The following is a 17,888-nucleotide window of genomic DNA, read 5'->3' on the forward strand; positions in this document are numbered from 1 at the left end:
GGACCCCCGCGGAGGCCGGCGCCCGTCCCCGGGCGCCGGCGGTCCCGTCAGCGCCGCAGCCACACCGCGGTGTCCGCGGGCAGCGCCAGGCGCGCCCCGACCCGCTCGACCGGGCCGCTGGACAGCAGCACCTCGCCCTCCAGGGGCAGTTCGACCGGTGCGGAGCCGAGGTTCACCGCGCAGCAGAAACCCGGCTCGCGGAACAGTACCAGCACGTCCTCGGGAGCCTCTCCCCAGGTCAGCGAGCCGTCGCCGAGCGCCTCCAGCTCCCGGCGCAGCCGCAGGGCCGCCTTGTACAGCGACAGGGTGGAGGCGGGGTCGCGCTCCTGGACCTCCCGGGTGAGCGACCGCCACTGGGCGGGCACCGGCAGCCAGCTGAGCTCGGCCGGGCAGCCGAAGCCGAACGGCGGCTCCTCGCCCTCCCAGGGGATCGGCACCCGGCACCCGTCGCGGCCCCGCTCGGTGCGGCCTGAACGCTCCCAGGTGGGGTCCTGCAACGCCTCCTCCGGAAGGTCGGTGACCTCGGGGAGTCCCAGCTCCTCCCCCTGGTAGAGGTAGGCCGACCCGGGCAGGGCCAGCATCAGCAGGGTGGCGGCCCGGGCGCGGGCCAGCCCCGTCTCCCCGCCGCCGAACCGGGTGACGTGCCGGGTGACGTCGTGGTTGGACAGCACCCAGGTGGTGGGCGCGCCGACCGCGCCGTTGGCGGCCAGGGAGCGGTCGACGACCGAGCGCAGCGCCGCGGCGTCCCAGTCGGCGGTGAGGTACTCGAAGTTGAACGCCTGGTGCAGCTCGTCGGGGCGCAGGTAGCGCGCCACCCGGTCGGCGTCCTCCACCCACGCCTCGGCCACCAGGGCGCGCTCGCCGGGGTAGCTGTCGACGATGGCGCGCCACTCCCGGTAGATCTCGTGCACGCCGTCCTGGTCGAAGTAGGGCAGCTTGGTGTGGCCGTCCAGCAGGTCGGCCTTCTGCCCCTCGGCGATGTCGGGCAGCGCGGGGTCCTTGATCATCCCGTGCGCCACGTCGATGCGGAAACCGTCCACGCCGCGGTCCAGCCAGAACCGCAGGATGTCGGCGAACTCCGCCCGGACCTCCGGGTTCTCCCAGTTCAGGTCGGGCTGTTCGACGTCGAACAGGTGCAGGTACCACTCCTCGGGCTGCTGCCCGGAGGACTTCACGCGGGTCCAGGCGGGGCCGCCGAAGATCGACTGCCAGTTGTTCGGCGGCAGCTCGCCGTCCTTGCCGCGCCCCGGCCGGAAGACGTACCGGTCCCGCTCGGGGCTGCCCGGGCCGGCGGCCAGCGCCTCGCGGAACCAGCGGTGGGCCGAGGAGGTGTGGTTGGGCACGATGTCGATGATGACCCGGAGGCCCAGGTCGTGGGCTGCGGCCAGCAGCGCGTCGAAGTCGGCCAGGGTGCCGAACCGGGGGTCGACGTCGCGGTAGTCGGCGACGTCGTAGCCGCCGTCGGCCAGCGGGGAGACGTAGAAGGGGGTGAGCCAGATCGCGTCCACGCCGAGGGAGGACAGCGCGGGCAGGCGTTCGCGGATGCCGTTCAGGTCGCCGTCGCCGTCGCCGTTGGAGTCGGCGAAGCTGCGGACGTAGACCTGGTAGATGACCGCGTGCCGCCACCAGCTGGCGTGCGAGGTCGGCGCCGTGAGGGTGGCGTTGTCGGGAGTCTGCTGCATGGTTGTGTCTCCGTCACACGGTGGGAAGCAGGGCTGCAACTACTTGCGCAAGATTACCGACTTCTTGCAGCCGCGGAAGGGGGTTTTGGATTAGAGTGCTGGCATGGGTGCACCACGATTGGCCGACATCGCCCGCCACGCGGGCGTGAGCGAGGCGACGGTTTCCCGGGTGCTCAACGACAAGCCGGGGGTCGGTCCGGACACGCGCAAGGCCGTGCTGACCGCGTTGGACGTGCTCGGCTACGAACGTCCGGCCCGCCTGAGGCAACGCTCGGCGGGACTGGTCGGCATGGTCGTCCCGGAGTTGGAGAACCCGATATTCCCGATGTTCGCCCAGGCCGCCGAGGGGGTGCTGGCCCAGCACGGTTACACCCCGGTGCTGTGCACCCAGACGCCCGGCGGGATCGTGGAGGACGAGTACGTGGAGATGCTGCTGGAACGCAACGTCTCCGGCATCATCTTCGTCTCCGGACTGCACGCCGACACCACCGCCAACCACGACCGCTACCGCGCCCTGCTGGCCCGCCGCCTGCCCATCGTCCTGGTCAACGGCTACGTCGAGGGGCTCCCCGCGTCGTTCATCTCCCCCGACGACCGGGCTGCGGCCCGGCTCGCGGTCAACCACCTGGCGGCGCTGGGCCACACCCGCATCGGATTCGCCAGCGGCCCCTACCGCTACGTCCCGGTGCAGCGCAAGCTGGCGGGGTTCCGGGCCGCGATGGCCGACCACGGCCTGGACCACCACGACGACCTCGTCGAACTCTCCCTGTTCGGGGTCGAGGGCGGCCACGCGGCGGCCAGCAGACTGCTCGACCGCGGCGTCACCGCCATCGTGTGCGGCTCCGACCTGATGGCGCTGGGCGCGGTCCGCGCGGCCCGCCAGCGGGGCCTGTCGGTGCCCGGGGACCTGTCCGTGGTCGGCTACGACGACTCCCAGCTCATCGCGTTCACCGACCCGCCGCTGACCACCGTGCGCCAGCCGGTCCAGGCCATGGCGCTGGCCGCGGTCCGGGCCCTGTGCGACGAGATCGCCGGGCACGCTCCGGCCCGCACCGAGTACGTGTTCGAACCGGAGCTCGTCGTCCGCGGCTCGACCGGGGTCCACCGGGCCTCCCTGGACGAGCGGGCCGCCCCGACCGGGCGGTAGGGTGCGCTCCATGGACACCGGGACCGTGCTGTCGGTCAACGTCGGACTGCCCGTCCCCGCCGAGTGGGCGGGCCGGCTCAAGCGCACCGCCATCGACAAGCGCCCCGTCGCCGGGCGGGTGGCCGTCCGCTCCCTGGGCCTGGCCGGCGACGCCCAGGCGGACACGGTCCACCACGGCGGCCGCGACCAGGCGGTCTACGCCTACGCCAGGGAGGAGCTGGACCTGTGGCAGGAGCGGTTGGGCAGGCCGCTGCGCGACGGGATGTTCGGTGAGAACCTCACCACGCGCGGCGTCGAGGTCAGCCGGGCGCTCGTCGGGGAGCGGTGGCGGGTCGGCACCGCGCTGCTGGAGGTGACGCTGCCGCGCGTCCCGTGCGGCACCTTCCAGAACTGGCTGGGCGAACGCGGCTGGGTCAGGCGCTTCACCGAGGAGGGGCGCACCGGCGCCTACCTGAGGGTGGTCGAGGAGGGGGAGGTCGCCGCCGGCGACGCGGTGGTCGTGGAGCACCGCCCCGACCACGGCATCGACCTCGCCACGGCCTTCCGCGCCCGCCGCGAACGCGACGTCGCCCTGCTGCGCCGCGTCGCGGGCCTGCCCGGCAGCGCCGAGGAGTGGCGGCTGCGGCTGGCCGCCGCCGAACAGCGGTCCTGACCGGGACGCACCCCGGCCGGGCGCGGCCACCACCGGACATCGCCGACACTGGAGACATGCCCTCAGTCCCACTCGACGGCAGTCCCGTTCCCGCCGACGGCTCCCTGCCCGACTCCGCGCTGGCGGAACTCGGCACCCGGCCGTTCGGGGTCTACGTGCACGTGCCGTTCTGCGCCACCCGCTGCGGCTACTGCGACTTCAACACCTACACCGCCGCGGAGCTGCGCTCCCGGGACGGCTCGGCGGTCGCCTCCCCGCGGACCTACGCCGAGCAGGCCGTCGCGGAGGTGGACCTGGCCCGGCGGGTGCTGGGCGACCGCGACCTCCCGGTGCGCACCGTCTTCGTCGGCGGCGGCACCCCCACCCTGCTCGCCCCCGAGGAGCTGGCACGGATCCTCACGGCGATCGACGAGCGGTTCGGACTGGCCCCCGACGCCGAGGTCACCACCGAGGCCAACCCCGAGACCGTGGACCTCGACGTGCTGCTGCGGCTGCGGGAGGCCGGATTCACCCGCGTCTCCTTCGGCATGCAGAGCGCCCGGGAGCACGTGCTGGCGGTCCTGGAGCGCACGCACACCCCCGGACGGCCCGAGCAGTGCGTGGCCTGGGCCCGCCGGGCCGGGTTCGACCACGTCAACCTGGACCTCATCTACGGCACGCCCGGGGAGAGCGAGGCCGACTGGAAGGAGTCCCTCACCGCCGCGGTCGCGGCCGGCCCCGACCACGTCTCCGCCTACTCGCTCATCGTGGAGGAGGGCACCCGGCTGGCCGCCCGGGTGCGCCGCGGCGAACTGGCCCCGCCCGACGACGACGTCATGGCCGACCGCTACCTGCTGGCCGACGAGGTGCTCTCCGCCGCGGGACTGCACTGGTACGAGGTGTCCAACTGGGCGGCCGACGCCTCCGCGCGCAGCGCGCACAACCTGCTGTACTGGACCGGCGGCGACTGGTGGGGGATCGGGCCCGGCGCGCACAGCCACGTCGGCGGGGTGCGCTGGTGGAACGTCAAGCACCCCGCCGCCTACGCCGCGCGCCTGGCCGCGGGGCGCACCCCGGCGCAGGCCCGCGAGGTCCTCTCCGCCGAGGACCGCCGCTTCGAACGCATCCTGCTGGAGCTGCGGATCGTCCAGGGGTGCCCGCTGGACCTGCTCGACGGGGCCGGACGCGCCGCGGCGGCCCGCGCCGTCGCGGACGGGCTGCTGGACGCCGACGCCCACGCCCGCGGACGCGCGGTGCTCACCCTGCGGGGGAGGCTGCTCGCCGACGCGCTGGTCCTCGACCTCGCCTGAGGGGCGCAACGCGAAGGGGGCCCGGAGACCGGGCCCCCGACCGCGGACGCGGACTACTTGACCATGCGGATGCTGACCGGGTAGCGGTACCACTCGCCCTTGCTGGCGGCCATGCCGGCGAGGATGCCGAAGATGAGCGCGCAGATACCGGCGGCCATCCAGGTGAGCGTGCCGATGAAGATGAACATCAGCACCCAGGACACCACGTAGGCGATGGTGACCGTGAGCTGGAAGTTCAGCGCCTCCAGCAGGTGGTGCCGCAGGAAGGGGGAGGATTCGTCCTTCTTCACCAGGTACATGATGAGCGGGCCGACGAACCCGGTGATGATGCCGAGCAGGTGGGTGAGCATCGCGAACGTGGTGTCGTCGCTGCTGCCGTGGCCCGGCTGCGGACCGTAGCCGGGCTGCGGACCGTAGCCCGGCTGCTGCCCGTAACCCGGCTGCGGACCGTAGCCGGGGGGAGGGGTGGGGGCGCCGTAGCCCGGCTGGCCCCCCATCGCGGAGGGGTCGGGACTGTAGCCGCCCTGACCGTAGTCTTCGGGGCCGTGGGGCGGGTAGGGGTTGCTCATGCTCGTCCTCGTGCTTGTCGGTAGGGGAGGTGCGGTGCAGGGCGGCCGCGGTGCGGCAGCGCCGTGGCGGTCCGACGCCGTTCCGGTCCGGGGCCGCGAACAGTCCCCGTCCTGGCGGGCGGCGGGCCGTCTGGTTACTCCGACGGACCCACCGTAGGGGTGGTTCCCGTTATTTGACCAGATGAACGGCGATCGGGTAGCGGTACCAGGCGTCCCGGGCCGCCGCCGTGGCGGCCAGCACCCCGAAGACGAGGGAGACCAGCCACACGGCGACGACCACCGCCGACCCGATCCAGGCCAGGTCGGGGGAGAAGAACCCGTACCCGGCGAAGAGCCCGGCGCCGACGACGTACGGGACGAACAGGGTCAGCTGGAGGTTCAGCGCCTCGGCCGCGTGGTGCCGGGCGAACGGCGAGCGGTCCTTCAGCGTCAGGTAGACGATGAGCGCCGGCAGCCAGCCGACGCACGCGAACACCACGCCGACCAGGTGCGCGACCATCGCCCCGGTGCTCCCGTCAGGGGGCGGCGGGACCGCCGCAGGCCCCTGGCCGCCCCCGGGGGCGTACCCGTGGGGGCCGGGGACGACCGGGGGCTGGGCACTGCCGGGCGGGGGGAACCCCGCAGGGGGCGCGGAGTACGGGCCCGCGGGCGGAGGGGCCGGCGGAGCGAACTGCGGGACGGGCGGAACCGGCGGCTGGGGGCCGGACGGGCCGTCGGCGCCCCCGGGGCCGAGTCCCGGCTGCGGGCCCGAGGGGCCCTGGGACCGGTCGTGGGGAGGGGGATCGGGCGGTGTCTCGCTCATGTCTTCCCTTGCCTGTGCCGATGTCGCTGACCCGGGCCTCGGGTCCGCACCGCGCAGCCTAGTGCGGGGAAGAGTACGGGGCGGTCACGAAATCGATCAGTTCTTCGACACGACCCAGCAGTTCCGGCTCCAGGTCGGCGTAGGAGCGCACCGAGCCCAGGATGCGCCGCCACGCCTGGGCCGGGTCGGTCCGCCAGCCGAGCGCCGCCAGCACCCCCTCCTTCCAGGGCGTCCCGTGCGGTACCCGGGGCCAGGCGGACAGGCCCAGGACCGAGGGGCGCACCGCCTGCCAGATGTCGACGTAGGGGTGGCCCACGACCAGGACGTGCTGGGAGGCGACCTGTTCGGCGATCCGGCTCTCCTTGGAGCCGGGGACGAGGTGGTCCAGGAGCACGCCGAGCCGCCGCAGGGGGGAGGGCGCGAACTCCGCGACGGCCTGTGCCAGCCGGTCCACCCCCTCCAGGCACTCCACGACGACGCCTGCCACGCGCAGGTCGTGTCCCCAGATCCGCTCCACGAGCTCGGCGTCCTGGACCCCCTCGACGAGGATCCGGCTCGGCCGGGCGGTCCGCGCCCGGTGGTCCGCCACCAGGATCGAACCCGAGGCGCTGCGCGGGGGGCCGGTCCTCTCCGGTGCGGGGCGCACCAGGGTCACCGGTCGGCCGTCGAGGAGGAAGGCCGCGGGGGCCGTCTCGAACACCCGCCGCCGGCCGTGCCGGTCCTCCAGGGTGACGGTGGCGCGGTCCCAGGCCACCACCGCGCCGCAGAACCCCCCGTCGGCGGTCTCGACGACCAGTCCGCGTTCGGCGGGGACGGCCGGGACGCTCCGCCGTTTCGGGCGGCGCCAGTCGCCGGAGAGGACGTCGTCGCCGTATCGCCTGGAGTGGGGAGGCATGGGGCGGAGTGTAGTGGCTGTGGCCGCCGGGGCGTGGGAGGCTTTCAGGCGGCGTCGGCGGGGCCGGAAGCGCGGGAGAATCCCCTGACGGGGTGAGCGCGGAGGCAAAGCCGGGCAGGTATCGGTTGATACCGTGCCTGGGCGGACATAACGCTGCTCGGTGCCGCCGCATAGAATTAGCACTTGAGACCACGGAGTGCCAGGAGGTGAGCGCGTGCTCGACGACCGTAAACTCGCGGTGCTGCGTGCCATCGTCGAAGACTACGTGTCCACGAACGAGCCCGTGGGGTCCAAAGCACTGGTCGAGCGGCACAAGCTGGGGGTCTCCCCGGCGACGATCCGCAACGACATGGTGGCGTTGGAGGAGCAGGGGTACATCGCCCAGCCGCACACCAGCGCGGGAAGGGTCCCCACGGACAAGGGGTACCGGCTCTTCGTGGACCGGCTCTCCACGGTCAAACCGCTGTCCAGGGCCGAGCGGCGGGCCATCGAGACGTTCCTGGGCGGGGCGGTCGACCTCGACGAGATCGTCTCCCGCACGGTACGGCTGCTGTCGCACCTGACCCGTCAGGTGGCGATCATGCAGTACCCGTCGCTGACCCGGTCGTGCGTGCAGCACATCGAACTCGTGCCGCTCGGTCCGCAGCGTGTCATGATGGTGCTGATCACCAACACCGGCCGGGTCGAGCAGCGCGTCATCGACGGCCTCGCGGAGGTCTCCGACGACGTGGTCGAGAACCTGCGCGGGGCGCTCAACCGGGCCCTCGTCGGCAAGTGGCTGACCGAGGCGCCCCAGGCACTCTCGACGGTCACCGCCCAGCTTCCGGCAGACGACCGCCCGATGGCGGAGTCGGTGCTGTCGGTGCTGATGGAGAGTCTCGTCGAGAAGCACGAGGAGAAGATCGTCTTCGGGGGCACCGCGAACCTCGCCGCGATGGGGTTCTCGGCCGGGCTCCGGGACGTCCTCGAAGCCCTGGAAGAAAACGTCGTGCTCATCCGTTTGCTGGGTGAGATGGGCGACGCCTCGATGCTGACGGTACGCATCGGCGCGGAGAACGCTCACGAGGGCCTGCAGGCCACGTCGATCGTTGCCGCGGGGTACGGGATCGGCGATCAGACACTGGCCAAGCTCGGGGTCGTCGGCCCGACCCGGATGGACTACCCAGGAACGATGGGAGCGGTACGCGCAGTGGCAAGGTACGTCGGTCAGATCTTGGCGGGGCAGTAAGTGGCCAGAGACTATTACGAGATCCTCGGCGTTCGCCGGGACGCGACCCAGGACGAGATCAAGAAGGCATATCGCCGGCTCGCGCGTGAACTGCACCCGGACGTCAACCCCGACCCGGAGACGCAGGAGCGGTTCAAGGAGGTCGCCCAGGCCTACGAGGTGCTCTCCAACCCGGAGAAGCGCCGCATGTTCGACATGGGCGTCGACCCCTTCGCGCGCGGCGGCGCCGCGGGCGGCGGAGCGGGCGGCTTCGGCGGGGCGGGCTTCCCGTTCGACGACCTGATGAACGCGTTCTTCGGGGGCGCCGCGGGAGGCACCCGCACGGCACGCGACCGGATGCGGCGGGGGCGCAGCATCAAGGTGCGCGTCGAACTGGACCTCGCCGAGACCGCGTTCGGCGTGACCAAGGACATCACCTTCCCCACGGCGGTCGTGTGCGACACCTGCCAGGGGGAGGGCACGGCGCGCGGGAGCCACCGCGAGACCTGCGACATGTGCGGCGGCCGGGGCGAGGTCTCCCAGGTCACCCGCTCCTTCCTCGGCCAGGTCATGACCACCCGGCCGTGTCCGCAGTGCTCGGGACAGGGCACCGTCATCCGCAACCCCTGCCCCGACTGCGCCGGCGAGGGGCGGGTGCGCGAACGCGTCACCCGCAAGGTCCAGATCCCCGCGGGGGTCGAGGACGGCACCCAGATCCAGCTGGCGGGCGAGGGCGAGGTCGGTCCGAACGGCGGGCCGCGCGGCGACATCTTCCTGGAGATCGTGCAGCGCCCGCACCCGATCTTCGAGCGGCGCGGCGACGACCTGCACTGCACGGTCACCGTGCCGATGACGGCGGCGGCGCTGGGCGCGTCGCTGACCATCGACACCCTCGACGGCCCCGAGGAGATCGACCTGCGTCCCGGGACCAACTCCGGACAGGTCATCACCCTCAACTCCAGGGGATGCCACCACCTCAACGCGCCGGGCCGCGGCGACCTGCTGATCCACGTCACGGTGGAGACGCCCAGCAAGCTGGACGAGGAGCAGGAGGCGCTGCTGCGCAAACTCGCCGAGCTGCGCGGTGAGGACCGTCCCCCGGGCAAGTTCAGCCCCGGGCACGGCAACCTCTTCTCCCGGATCCGCGACGCGTTCGGCGCGCGGTGACGGCCCCGGTCTTCCTGGTCGACCCCGCGGCGCTGGACGCCGACCCCGTGGTGGTGACGGGAGCCGAGGGCCGGCACGCCGCCACCGTGCGCAGGATCGGCGTGGGCGAGGCCGTCGACCTCGTCGACGGCGCGGGGACCCGGGCGCGCTGCGTGGTCACCGCGGTCGGCAGGGACACGGTCACCTGCGCGGTGCGCGAACGCGTGCACGAGGCCGAGCCGGCGCCCCGCATCACCGTGGTCCAGGCGCTGCCCAAGGGGGACCGCGGGGAGTTGGCCGTGGAGCTCATGACCGAGGCGGGCGTCGACGCCCTGGTGCCCTGGCAGGCGGAGCGCTGTGTCGCCCGGTGGCGGGGGGACCGTGCGGCCAAGTCGCTGGCCAAGTGGCGTTCGGCGGCCCGCGCCGCGGCCAAGCAGGCCCGGCGCAGCAGGGTTCCGCAGGTCGCCGAACCGGTCGGGCGGGCGGAGGTCGCGGCGCTGCTCGCGGCCGCGTCACTGGGCGTCGTGCTGCACGAGGAGGGCGCGGTGCGGCTGTCGGAACTGCCGCTGCCCGACGCGGTGGCCCGCCCCGGCGGACACGTCGTGCTGGTCGTCGGACCCGAGGGCGGTTTCGGCGACGCCGAACTGGCGGCCTTCGAGGAGGCCGGGGCGGTGCGGGCGCTGCTCGGGCCGACCGTACTGCGCACCTCCACGGCGGGGGTGGCCGCGCTCGCCGTCCTCCAGGCCCGGTGCGGCCGCTGGTAGCGGGACGATCGCGGCGTCAGCGGACGCCGCGATCCGCAGACGGTCCGACGGACGGTGTCACTGGCCGGTGCTGTCGTCCCCGGAGGGCGGCGGGAGCGGGGAGGAGGGGGTCTCCGCGGAACCGGGGGGTCCCGGGGTCGGGGAGGCCCCCTCCTCCGGGGCGTCGTCCACCGGCGGGGAGGACGCCCCGGGCTCGGGTTCGGCAGAGGGCGACTCCGACGGGCAGGACCGCGCACCGGAGCGGTCGCCGTCCTCCTCGGCGGCGTCGTCCCGCTCCCCGGGATCGGCGGAGGCGCAGGCGGGCTGCTCGGACTCCGCCGGGGAGTCCGTGGACTCCGGAGCGGACGGAGAGGCCCCGGGAAGGGGCGGGGAGGGCGGAGGAGACGCGTCCCCGGTCGGGGGGACCACCGCACCGTCCCGGTCGGCGGGCGCGTGCGCCGGGCTCGGCGGACTCTCCGAGGCCCGCTGGGTGTCCGAGGCGGAGACGAACGATCCTGGCAGCACGTGGTCGCGGATCTGCGGGGTGCCCAGCAGAACCGACCCGGCGATCAGCACCGCGGCGCCGACGGCGACGACGGGACGGAACCACACCAGCCCGAACCAGGAGGGCAACAGGCCCCTGCGTTCGGTGCGGGCCCGGATGCGTTCCAGCGCGTCGTGGGAGACGGGAATGTCGTCGGCCTCGGCGCGCAGGGCGGCCCTGAGCCGTCGTTCGAAGTCGTCGAATTCTTCGGTCATGTCGTTTGCTCCAGGAGCTTGCGGAGCGTGGAGATGCCGCGTGCCGTGTGGCTCTTGACCGCGCCACGGCTGATGCCCATGGCGTCGGCGATCTGGGCCTCGGAGAGGTCCCCGTAGTACCGCAGGACGATGGCCTCCCGCTGCCGCGTCGGCAGGGCGCGCAGGGCGTTGACCACTTCGGCGCGCTCCAGTTCCCCGAGGGCGCCGTGCTCGGCGCTGGGGGCGTCGGGAAGCGCCTTGGGGGCGTGCTTCTCGACGACGGCCCGGTGACGCAGGACGGACCGGGCCTTGTTGACCACCGACTGGCGCAGATAGGAGAGCGCCTTGTTGGGGTCGCGCAGCCGCCGCCAGGCCCCGTGCATGGCGACGAACGCGTCCTGCACGACCTCTTCGGCGGTGGCGATGTCACGGACGAGGAGGGCGGCGAGCCGCACCAGGGGCGCAGGACGGACCGGGCCTTGTTGACCACCGACTGGCGCAGATAGGAGAGCGCCTTGTTGGGGTCGCGCAGCCGCCGCCAGGCCCCGTGCATGGCGACGAACGCGTCCTGCACGACCTCTTCGGCGGTGGCGATGTCACGGACGAGGAGGGCGGCGAGCCGCACCAGGGGACGGTAGTGGGCCGAATAGAGCTGCGTCACCGCCTGGTCGGCGTCCCACCCGACCGACACCGTTGCTGCGGGCGCTCCCGCCACCATGGTTTCAGTCACGTGGTTAGGACGCGGCCCCTTCTCGCCGGGTTTACGAAAGGCCATGCCGTTCTTCTCGCTTGGTCGGAGACTGCTGCTTGCCGGAGAAGGCGTCCATGACCTCCTTCGGTGCTCGGAGCGTGGTCGGTGTGCCGGGTTCCGCCGGGGCGGGCGGGGGGACGGGCGGCACGAAGAACCAGGATAGTGGCGACGGCGCCGCCGCCGGTGCGGTCGCGCGGGGCCGGCCTCCGCCCTCCGCGGCCGACCGGCCGCGGGGTCCGGCATGATGGGGGCCCGGGAAGCGTCCCGAGTTCTTCCGAGGAAGGTGAGGAGCGGTGACCGACAGCCGGTCCGACTGCTTGTTCTGCAAGATCGTCACGGGGGAGGTGCCCGCCGAGATCGTCCGCGAGGGCGAGCGCACGGTCGCCTTCCGCGACATCAACCCGCAGGCGCCCACGCACGTGCTGATCATTCCGCGTGAGCACTACCCCGACATGGTCAGCGCCGGGGCCGCCGGGGTCGGCCTCCTCGACGAGATCGCCCGGGAGGCCGGGGAGATCGCCCGCGCCGAGGGGATCGCCGAGAGCGGGTACCGGATGGTCTTCAACACCGGTCCCGCGGCCGGGCAGACCGTCTTCCACCTGCACGGCCACCTGCTGGGCGGCCGCGGCATGGAGTGGCCCCCCGGGTGAGCCGGGACGGTTCCCGCCCGGTCGGAGGCGTCGGCTCGGCGGCCCCGACCGGGGCGGGAAACCCCTTCGGGGGGTCGGCGCCGGTTGGTAGAATCGCAGGCGAGGCAGTGAGGCCGCAGGGGCAGCTGTGACACGGCCTCCGGACACGCGAAAGGCAGGGGCGAGACGGCCGCAAGGCCACATCATGGTCGAGTCAACGTACGCACACACCCGGGTCAAGGTCGTCGTCCCCGAAGAGCAGATGATGGTCCATCTGCTGGGATCCGGAGACGAGCTGCTCCGCGTGGTCGAGAACTCCTTCGACAGCGACATCCACGTCCGGGGCAACGAGATCACCATCAGCGGACGGCCCGAGGACAACGCCCTGGTGGTCCGGCTCATCGAGGAACTCCTGCGGTTCGTGGAGAACGGGACCCAGATCACCCCCGACACGATCGAGCGGGTCCTGGGCATGCTCCACTCCCCCGGAACCGAGCGCCCCGCCGACGTGCTGACGATGAACATCCTGTCGGCGCGCGGACGCACCATCCGGCCCAAGACGCTCAACCAGAAGCGTTACGTCGACGCGATCGACAGGCACACCGTCGTCTTCGGGATCGGACCGGCGGGAACCGGCAAGACCTATCTGGCCATGGCCAAGGCCGTCAAGGCGCTGCAGGCCAAGGAGGTCAACCGGATCATCCTCACCCGCCCCGCGGTCGAGGCGGGCGAGCGGCTGGGCTTCCTGCCGGGCACCCTCTACGAGAAGATCGACCCCTACCTGCGCCCGCTCTACGACGCGCTGCACGACATGCTCGACCCCGACTCCATCCCCAAGCTGATGTCGGCGGGGACGATCGAGGTCGCGCCGCTGGCCTACATGCGGGGGCGCACCCTCAACGACGCCTTCATCATCCTGGACGAGGCGCAGAACACCTCGCCGGAGCAGATGAAGATGTTCCTCACCCGGCTCGGTTTCGGATCCAAGATCGTGGTCACCGGCGACGTCACCCAGGTCGACCTGCCCAACGGGCAGTCGAGCGGGCTGTGGACGGTCGAGACCATCCTCGACGGCATCGAGGACATCAGCTTCTGCCGTCTCACCAGCAACGACGTGGTCCGGCACAAGCTGGTCGGGAAGATCGTGGACGCCTACGGCCGGCACGAGGCCGAGCAGCGTCAGCGGCAGGGCAACGGTTCCGCGGGACGCAGGGCCGACCGCTCCAACGGGACGGTACCCGGCACCAGCTGACCCGCGGCGCGGACCGCACGGTGGAGCCTCCTCCCGACACCCAATGGAATAGGCCGGTAACAGCTATGAGTATCGACGTCGCGAACGAGTCCGGCGTGCCCGCGGACGAGGAGCGGCTGGCCCGACTGGCGAGGTACGTCCTGGACGCCATGCGGGTGCACCCCCTCGCGGAGCTGTCGGTGCTCCTCGTCGACGAGGAGCCGATGACGGACCTGCACGTCCGGTGGATGAACGAGCCGGGACCGACCGACGTGCTCTCCTTCCCCATGGACGAACTGCGCCCCGGCGCGCCCGGACGGACCTCCGAGCCGGGAATCCTGGGGGATGTGATCATCTGCCCGCAGGTCGCCGCCCGCCAGGCGAAGCAGGCCGGGCACAGCACACAGGACGAGATCGACCTGCTGTGCACCCACGGGATCCTGCACCTGCTGGGCTACGACCACGCCGAACCCGACGAGCACCGCGAGATGTTCGGCCTCCAGAACGAACTGCTGGCGGGCTGGCGCCGAAGTCTGGACGAGGCACGGTGAGCGGGACCGCCGGCACGGGGATCGCCTTCGGCCTGGCGGTCCTGTTCGTCTGCGGCGCGGCCTTCTGCGTCGCCGCCGAGACCGCGCTCAGCCGGGTCATGCGGCTGGGCACGGAGGCGCCCGACCGGGACCGTCCGGCCGCGCGCCGCCTGGCGCGGATCGCCGCCGACCCCGTCCCCCGCCTCAACACGGTGCTGCTGCTGCGGGTCGGCTGCGAGGTGGCGGCCGTCCTGGCGCTCGCGGTCGGCTTCCTCGGCTGGTGGGGGCTGACCTGGTTCGCGGTCGTCCTGACCGGGGCGGTGGCGGTGCTGGTCGACTACGTGCTGGTCGGAGTGGTCCCGAGGGTCCTGGCGCGGCAGTTCCCCGCCCCGACGGCGGAGATCGGCGCCGCCGTGATCGGTCCGGCGACGACGGTGCTGGGGCCGTTGGCCCGGCTCCTGGTGGCGCTCGGGCAGCTGCTCGTGCCGCGCGGCGGCGCCGAGCGCGAGGGGCCGTTCTCCAGTGAGGAGGAGCTGCGCCACCTGGTCGACCTGGCCGAGCGGGGGCACGTCATCGACCCCGAGGAACGCCAGATGATCCACTCGGTGTTCCAGCTCGACGACACCACGGTGCGCGAGGTGATGATCCCGCGCACCGACATCGTCTTCCTGGACGGCGACGTCTCCGTCGAGGAGGCCCTGGAGAAAGCGCTGAGCAGCGGCTACTCCCGCATCCCGGTGATCGGGGAGAGCCTCGACGACGTCGTCGGCATCGTCTACCTCAAGGACGTCGTGGCGCGGATGTACGACGTCTGGCGGGACGGCGGCGGGGCTTTCGGCCACGGGCGCACGGTCCGCGAGCTCATGCGCGAGGCCACCTACGTGCCCGACTCCAAACCCGTCGACGAGCTGCTGCGGGAGATGCAGCAGCAGCGCATCCACCTGGCGGTGGTGATCGACGAGTACGGCGGCACCGCCGGAATCGTCACGATCGAGGACATCGTGGAGGAGATCGTCGGGGAGATCACCGACGAGTACGATGACGAGGTCCCGCCGATCGAACCGCTGGGCGAGGGCCGCGCCCGGGTCACCGCGCGGCTTCCGGTGGGCGAACTCGCCGAACTGTTCGACGTGGAGATCGACGCGCCCGACGTGGACACCGTCGGCGGTCTGCTCGCCTACGCGCTCGGCCGGGTCCCGGTCCCCGGCTCCACGACCGAGTACGCGGGGCTGCGGCTCGTGGCGGAGGACCCCGCGCGCCGCCGCCGCAAGACCGCCACGGTCCTGGTGGAGCGGCTGACCGGGGCCGCGGAGTCGGCGGACCCAGACCAGACCTGACCGCAGGGAGGCGGTTTTCCGTGAGCAACACCACCTATGACGTCCAGGACCCCGAGGACGTCAAGCTGATCACCCTGGCCCGTTCCTCGCGGGCCCGCAACGGCGCCGCGGAGGGTGCGGCGGTGCGCGACGAGACGGGCCGCACCTACGTGGCCACGACCGTCGCCCTGCCGTCGCTGCGCCTGAGCGCCGTGCAGGCCGCGGTGGCCGCCGCGGTCTCCAGCGGTGCGCAGCGCCTGGAAGCGGTCGTGGTGGTGAGCCAGGACGCGGAGTGGGCCGAGGCCGACCGCGCGGCGGCGGCCGACCTCGGCGCGGCGACCCTGGTGCTGGCCGCGCCCGACGGCACCCCGGTCCGCGTGGAGCGGACCTGAGCGGTCACGGGAACCGGTGAGACTGGAAAGCATGGACGACCTCGACAGCACCACGCCGCTCCCGCCGCTGCCGATGGCCGCGCACCGGGAGGGCTACCGCAGCGGCTTCGTCTGTTTCGTCGGACGCCCCAACGTGGGCAAGTCGACGCTGATGAACGCCCTCGTCGGCCAGAAGGTGGCGATCACCAGCAACCGGCCGCAGACCACGCGGCGCACGGTGCGCGGCATCGTGCACCGCGAGGACGCGCAGCTGATCATCGTGGACACGCCGGGTCTGCACAAGCCGCGCACCCTGCTGGGGGAGCGGCTGGACAGCCTGGTGCGCTCCACCCTGGTGGAGGTCGACGTGATCGGCTTCTGCCTCCCCGCCGACGAGCCGATCGGACGCGGTGACACCTACATCGCCCGGGAGCTCGCCCAGCAGAAGGAGACCCCGGTCGTCGCGATCGTCACCAAGACCGACAAGGCCGACCGCCGGCGGATCGCCGAGCAGCTGGTGGCGGTCTCCCGGCTGGGGGAGTGGGCCGACATCGTCCCGGTCTCCGCAGAGAGCGGCTTCCAGCTGGGAGAGCTCACCGACGTGCTGTGCGGCCACCTCCCGGAGGGGCCGCCGCTGTATCCGGACGGCGACCTCACCGACGAGCCCGACGAGATGCTGGTGGCGGAACTGGTCCGGGAGGCCGCCCTGGAGGGGGTGCACGACGAGCTGCCGCACTCCATCGCGGTGGTGGTCGACGAGATGGCGCCGCGCGCGGGCCGGGACCTCATCGACATCCACGCCTCGCTGTACGTGGAGCGCCCCAGCCAGAAGGCGATCGTCATCGGCACGAAGGGCGCCCGGCTGCGCGAGGTCGGCACCCGGGCACGCCGGCAGATCGAAGCGCTGCTGGGCAGCCGCGTCTACCTCGACCTGCGGGTGAAGGTCGCCAAGGACTGGCAGCGCGACCCCAAGCAGCTGCGCCGGCTGGGCTTCGACCAGCAGGTCTGACGGCGGCGGGGACGCGGGGTGCGCGGATTTCCTCCGGGGAGGCGGAGGAGGGGGCGGCGGTCCGCCCGAGTGTCCGGCCCGGCACCGGCGACCGGCGGCGGACCGCCGTGAGAACCGGACCGCGACGCCGGGGGAGCGGGGCCGTGTCCCGCGCCCGGCGCGGCGGCCGTGCGGCCGTCACCGGGGCCGGGCGGCCTGGTTGTTGAGGTCATCGGCCAGGTCACGGGCCGCCTGGCGCACCACGGGCGCGGCCTTGGCCACGAAGTCCCAGGTCATCCTGGATTCGGGGCCGGAGATGGAGACGGCCATCATCGCCGGGCCGCCCAGGATCGGCACGGCCAGGCAGCGCACGCCGACCTCCTGCTCCCCGTCGTCGACGGCGTAGCCGCGACTGCGCACCCGGGCCAGTTCGGCGGCGAACGCCTCCGGGGTGGTGATCGTGCGGTCGGTGGCCGCGGGCATCCCGGTGCGGCGGACCACGGCCAGCGCCTCGTCCTCGGGCAGCTGGGCCAGCAGCGCCTTGCCCACGCCCGCCGAGTGCGGCAGCACCCTCCGGCCGACCTCGGTGAACATGCGCATCGCGTGGGCCGACGGGACCTGGGCCACGTAGACCACCTGGTCGCCGTCGAGCATGGCCAGGTTGGCGGTCTCGCCGAGTTCGTCCACCAGGTGCGCCAGGTGCGGGCGGGCCCAGGCGCCCAGCAGGCGTGAGGCGCTCTCGCCCAGGCCGATCAGGCGCGGCCCCAGGGCGTAGCGGCGCGACGGCAGCTGCCGCACGTAGCCGTTGCCGACCAGGGAGCGGACGATGCGGTGGATCGTGGGCAGCGGCAGTCCCGAGGAGTGCGCGAGTTCGCTGAGCGAGGTCTCCCCGCCCGCTTCGGCCATGATCTCCAACAGGGTGAACGCGCGGTCCAGCGACTGCACCCCGCCGGAGCGTTCCCGCTTGCCCGCAGTGACGGCGGCCCCGTTCACACCGTCGAGTCCGGCGTCACCGGTCGCTGTCTGTGACGTCGTCAAAGGAATCAGCTCCCATCGCCGTGACCGACCGAGCTGACGGCCACATGAGTTCTCGGGACCCTCATTCTGCGGCACACGGAGCCGCGTCCGCGGGCACGGCGCCCGTGTTGCGCGGATCAAAGCCGCCGCCCGCACCGTACCGGGCACGGCGGTCCGGTCCACGG

18 protein-coding genes and 2 pseudogenes are annotated in these 17,888 nt (G+C 72.9%); 12 read left to right on the forward strand and 8 right to left on the reverse strand.

Annotation, left to right across the window (positions count from 1 at the left end; translation table 11 throughout):
* Positions 1 to 47 precede the first annotated feature (47 nt).
* Positions 48 to 1,682 carry a glycoside hydrolase family 13 protein gene (locus tag FOF52_RS00700; RefSeq protein WP_248591894.1) on the reverse strand — a complete coding sequence of 545 codons (1,635 nt, stop codon included), beginning with the start codon at positions 1,680 to 1,682 and terminating at the stop codon, positions 48 to 50.
* Between the two features lie 103 nt (positions 1,683 to 1,785).
* On the opposite strand from FOF52_RS00700, the gene FOF52_RS00705 reads away from it, so the two are divergent.
* Genes FOF52_RS00705 through hemW form a run of 3 tightly spaced genes read left to right on the forward strand, consistent with a single transcriptional unit; the run spans position 1,786 to position 4,770 of the window.
* Complete coding sequence (locus FOF52_RS00705; protein ID WP_248591895.1) at positions 1,786 to 2,829, forward strand: LacI family DNA-binding transcriptional regulator; 1,044 nt, start codon at positions 1,786 to 1,788, stop codon at positions 2,827 to 2,829.
* Between the two features lie 10 nt (positions 2,830 to 2,839).
* Complete coding sequence (locus FOF52_RS00710) at positions 2,840 to 3,481, forward strand: MOSC domain-containing protein (RefSeq protein WP_248591896.1); 642 nt, start codon at positions 2,840 to 2,842, stop codon at positions 3,479 to 3,481.
* Between the two features lie 56 nt (positions 3,482 to 3,537).
* Entirely contained in the window at positions 3,538 to 4,770 is a 1,233-nt protein-coding gene (gene hemW / locus FOF52_RS00715; RefSeq protein ID WP_248591897.1) for a radical SAM family heme chaperone HemW, read from the forward strand.
* Positions 4,771 to 4,823: 53 nt separating this feature from the next.
* On the opposite strand, the gene FOF52_RS00720 is transcribed toward hemW, so the two are convergent.
* From FOF52_RS00720 to FOF52_RS00730, 3 genes are all read right to left on the reverse strand, one after another.
* Entirely contained in the window at positions 4,824 to 5,339 is a 516-nt protein-coding gene (locus FOF52_RS00720) for a DUF4870 domain-containing protein (protein ID WP_248591898.1), read from the reverse strand.
* Between the two features lie 169 nt (positions 5,340 to 5,508).
* The gene (locus FOF52_RS00725) at positions 5,509 to 5,838 is read right to left on the reverse strand and encodes a DUF4870 domain-containing protein (RefSeq protein ID WP_248591899.1); all 330 of its coding nucleotides are present in this window, start codon (positions 5,836 to 5,838) and stop codon (positions 5,509 to 5,511) included.
* Positions 5,839 to 6,199: 361 nt separating this feature from the next.
* Positions 6,200 to 7,036, reverse strand: coding sequence for a DUF3097 domain-containing protein (locus FOF52_RS00730; RefSeq protein WP_248591900.1), 837 nt, complete (start codon positions 7,034 to 7,036; stop codon positions 6,200 to 6,202).
* A 214-nt stretch (positions 7,037 to 7,250) separates the two neighbouring features.
* Between FOF52_RS00730 and hrcA the strand changes: the two genes are divergently transcribed.
* Genes hrcA through FOF52_RS00745 form a run of 3 tightly spaced genes read left to right on the forward strand, consistent with a single transcriptional unit; the run spans position 7,251 to position 10,153 of the window.
* Positions 7,251 to 8,264: a heat-inducible transcriptional repressor HrcA gene (hrcA, locus tag FOF52_RS00735; RefSeq protein WP_248591901.1), complete on the forward strand. Its 1,014-nt coding sequence runs from the start codon at positions 7,251 to 7,253 to the stop codon at positions 8,262 to 8,264.
* Positions 8,265 to 9,410 carry a molecular chaperone DnaJ gene (gene dnaJ / locus FOF52_RS00740; RefSeq protein ID WP_248591902.1) on the forward strand — a complete coding sequence of 382 codons (1,146 nt, stop codon included), beginning with the start codon at positions 8,265 to 8,267 and terminating at the stop codon, positions 9,408 to 9,410.
* On the forward strand, positions 9,407 to 10,153 hold the full coding sequence (locus tag FOF52_RS00745; protein WP_248591903.1) for a 16S rRNA (uracil(1498)-N(3))-methyltransferase: 747 nt from the start codon (positions 9,407 to 9,409) through the stop codon (positions 10,151 to 10,153). The genes dnaJ and FOF52_RS00745 overlap by 4 nt, the downstream gene beginning before the upstream one ends.
* Positions 10,154 to 10,210: 57 nt before the next feature.
* Here FOF52_RS00745 and FOF52_RS00750 read toward each other — a convergent pair whose 3' ends face one another.
* The 3 genes and pseudogenes from FOF52_RS00750 to FOF52_RS22075 all read right to left on the reverse strand — a co-directional run.
* Positions 10,211 to 10,891, reverse strand: coding sequence for a hypothetical protein (locus FOF52_RS00750; RefSeq protein WP_248591904.1), 681 nt, complete (start codon positions 10,889 to 10,891; stop codon positions 10,211 to 10,213).
* Positions 10,888 to 11,331: pseudogene (locus FOF52_RS00755) on the reverse strand (SigE family RNA polymerase sigma factor); the annotation flags it as partial. The gene FOF52_RS00750 and the pseudogene FOF52_RS00755, both read right to left, overlap by 4 nt.
* Positions 11,331 to 11,588: pseudogene (locus tag FOF52_RS22075) on the reverse strand (sigma factor); the annotation flags it as partial. The pseudogenes FOF52_RS22075 and FOF52_RS00755, both read right to left, overlap by 1 nt.
* Positions 11,589 to 11,914: 326 nt before the next feature.
* Between FOF52_RS22075 and FOF52_RS00765 the strand changes: the two are divergent.
* From FOF52_RS00765 to era, 6 genes are all read left to right on the forward strand, one after another.
* A complete protein-coding gene (locus FOF52_RS00765) occupies positions 11,915 to 12,271 on the forward strand; it encodes a histidine triad nucleotide-binding protein (protein ID WP_248591905.1) in 357 nt (118 codons plus the stop codon).
* 184 nt (positions 12,272 to 12,455) lie between these two features.
* Positions 12,456 to 13,502 (forward strand): PhoH family protein, encoded by a 1,047-nt coding sequence (locus FOF52_RS00770; protein WP_248591906.1) that lies wholly within the window; start codon positions 12,456 to 12,458, stop codon positions 13,500 to 13,502.
* Positions 13,503 to 13,567: 65 nt separating this feature from the next.
* Positions 13,568 to 14,032 carry an rRNA maturation RNase YbeY gene (gene ybeY, locus FOF52_RS00775; RefSeq protein WP_248591907.1) on the forward strand — a complete coding sequence of 155 codons (465 nt, stop codon included), beginning with the start codon at positions 13,568 to 13,570 and terminating at the stop codon, positions 14,030 to 14,032.
* Positions 14,029 to 15,348, forward strand: a complete 1,320-nt coding sequence (locus FOF52_RS00780) for a hemolysin family protein (protein ID WP_248591908.1) — start codon at positions 14,029 to 14,031, stop codon at positions 15,346 to 15,348. The genes ybeY and FOF52_RS00780 overlap by 4 nt, the downstream gene beginning before the upstream one ends.
* A gap of 20 nt (positions 15,349 to 15,368) precedes the next feature.
* On the forward strand, positions 15,369 to 15,719 hold the full coding sequence (locus FOF52_RS00785; RefSeq protein ID WP_248591909.1) for a cytidine deaminase: 351 nt from the start codon (positions 15,369 to 15,371) through the stop codon (positions 15,717 to 15,719).
* Between the two features lie 31 nt (positions 15,720 to 15,750).
* Positions 15,751 to 16,707, forward strand: a complete 957-nt coding sequence (gene era / locus FOF52_RS00790) for a GTPase Era (RefSeq protein WP_248591910.1) — start codon at positions 15,751 to 15,753, stop codon at positions 16,705 to 16,707.
* A gap of 177 nt (positions 16,708 to 16,884) precedes the next feature.
* Here the strand turns inward: era and FOF52_RS00795 are convergent, their stop codons facing one another.
* Entirely contained in the window at positions 16,885 to 17,631 is a 747-nt protein-coding gene (locus tag FOF52_RS00795; RefSeq protein WP_282574035.1) for an IclR family transcriptional regulator, read from the reverse strand.
* Positions 17,632 to 17,888 lie beyond the last annotated feature (257 nt).

Source organism: Thermobifida alba, assembly GCF_023208015.1.
GTDB classification, from domain to species: Bacteria; Actinomycetota; Actinomycetes; order Streptosporangiales; family Streptosporangiaceae; genus Thermobifida; species Thermobifida alba.

What these genes read in the sequence shown, in the direction of transcription:
- FOF52_RS00700 (WP_248591894.1), bottom strand. Translation starts at nt 1,682, where the DNA reads ATGCAGCAGACTCCCGACAACGCCACCCTCACGGCGCCGACCTCGCAC.
- FOF52_RS00705 (WP_248591895.1), top strand. Translation starts at nt 1,786, where the DNA reads ATGGGTGCACCACGATTGGCCGACATCGCCCGCCACGCGGGCGTGAGC.
- FOF52_RS00710 (WP_248591896.1), top strand. Translation starts at nt 2,840, where the DNA reads ATGGACACCGGGACCGTGCTGTCGGTCAACGTCGGACTGCCCGTCCCC.
- hemW (WP_248591897.1), top strand. Translation starts at nt 3,538, where the DNA reads ATGCCCTCAGTCCCACTCGACGGCAGTCCCGTTCCCGCCGACGGCTCC.
- FOF52_RS00720 (WP_248591898.1), bottom strand. Translation starts at nt 5,339, where the DNA reads ATGAGCAACCCCTACCCGCCCCACGGCCCCGAAGACTACGGTCAGGGC.
- FOF52_RS00725 (WP_248591899.1), bottom strand. Translation starts at nt 5,838, where the DNA reads ATGGTCGCGCACCTGGTCGGCGTGGTGTTCGCGTGCGTCGGCTGGCTG.
- FOF52_RS00730 (WP_248591900.1), bottom strand. Translation starts at nt 7,036, where the DNA reads ATGCCTCCCCACTCCAGGCGATACGGCGACGACGTCCTCTCCGGCGAC.
- FOF52_RS00750 (WP_248591904.1), bottom strand. Translation starts at nt 10,891, where the DNA reads ATGACCGAAGAATTCGACGACTTCGAACGACGGCTCAGGGCCGCCCTG.
- FOF52_RS00770 (WP_248591906.1), top strand. Translation starts at nt 12,456, where the DNA reads ATGGTCGAGTCAACGTACGCACACACCCGGGTCAAGGTCGTCGTCCCC.
- ybeY (WP_248591907.1), top strand. Translation starts at nt 13,568, where the DNA reads ATGAGTATCGACGTCGCGAACGAGTCCGGCGTGCCCGCGGACGAGGAG.
- era (WP_248591910.1), top strand. Translation starts at nt 15,751, where the DNA reads ATGGACGACCTCGACAGCACCACGCCGCTCCCGCCGCTGCCGATGGCC.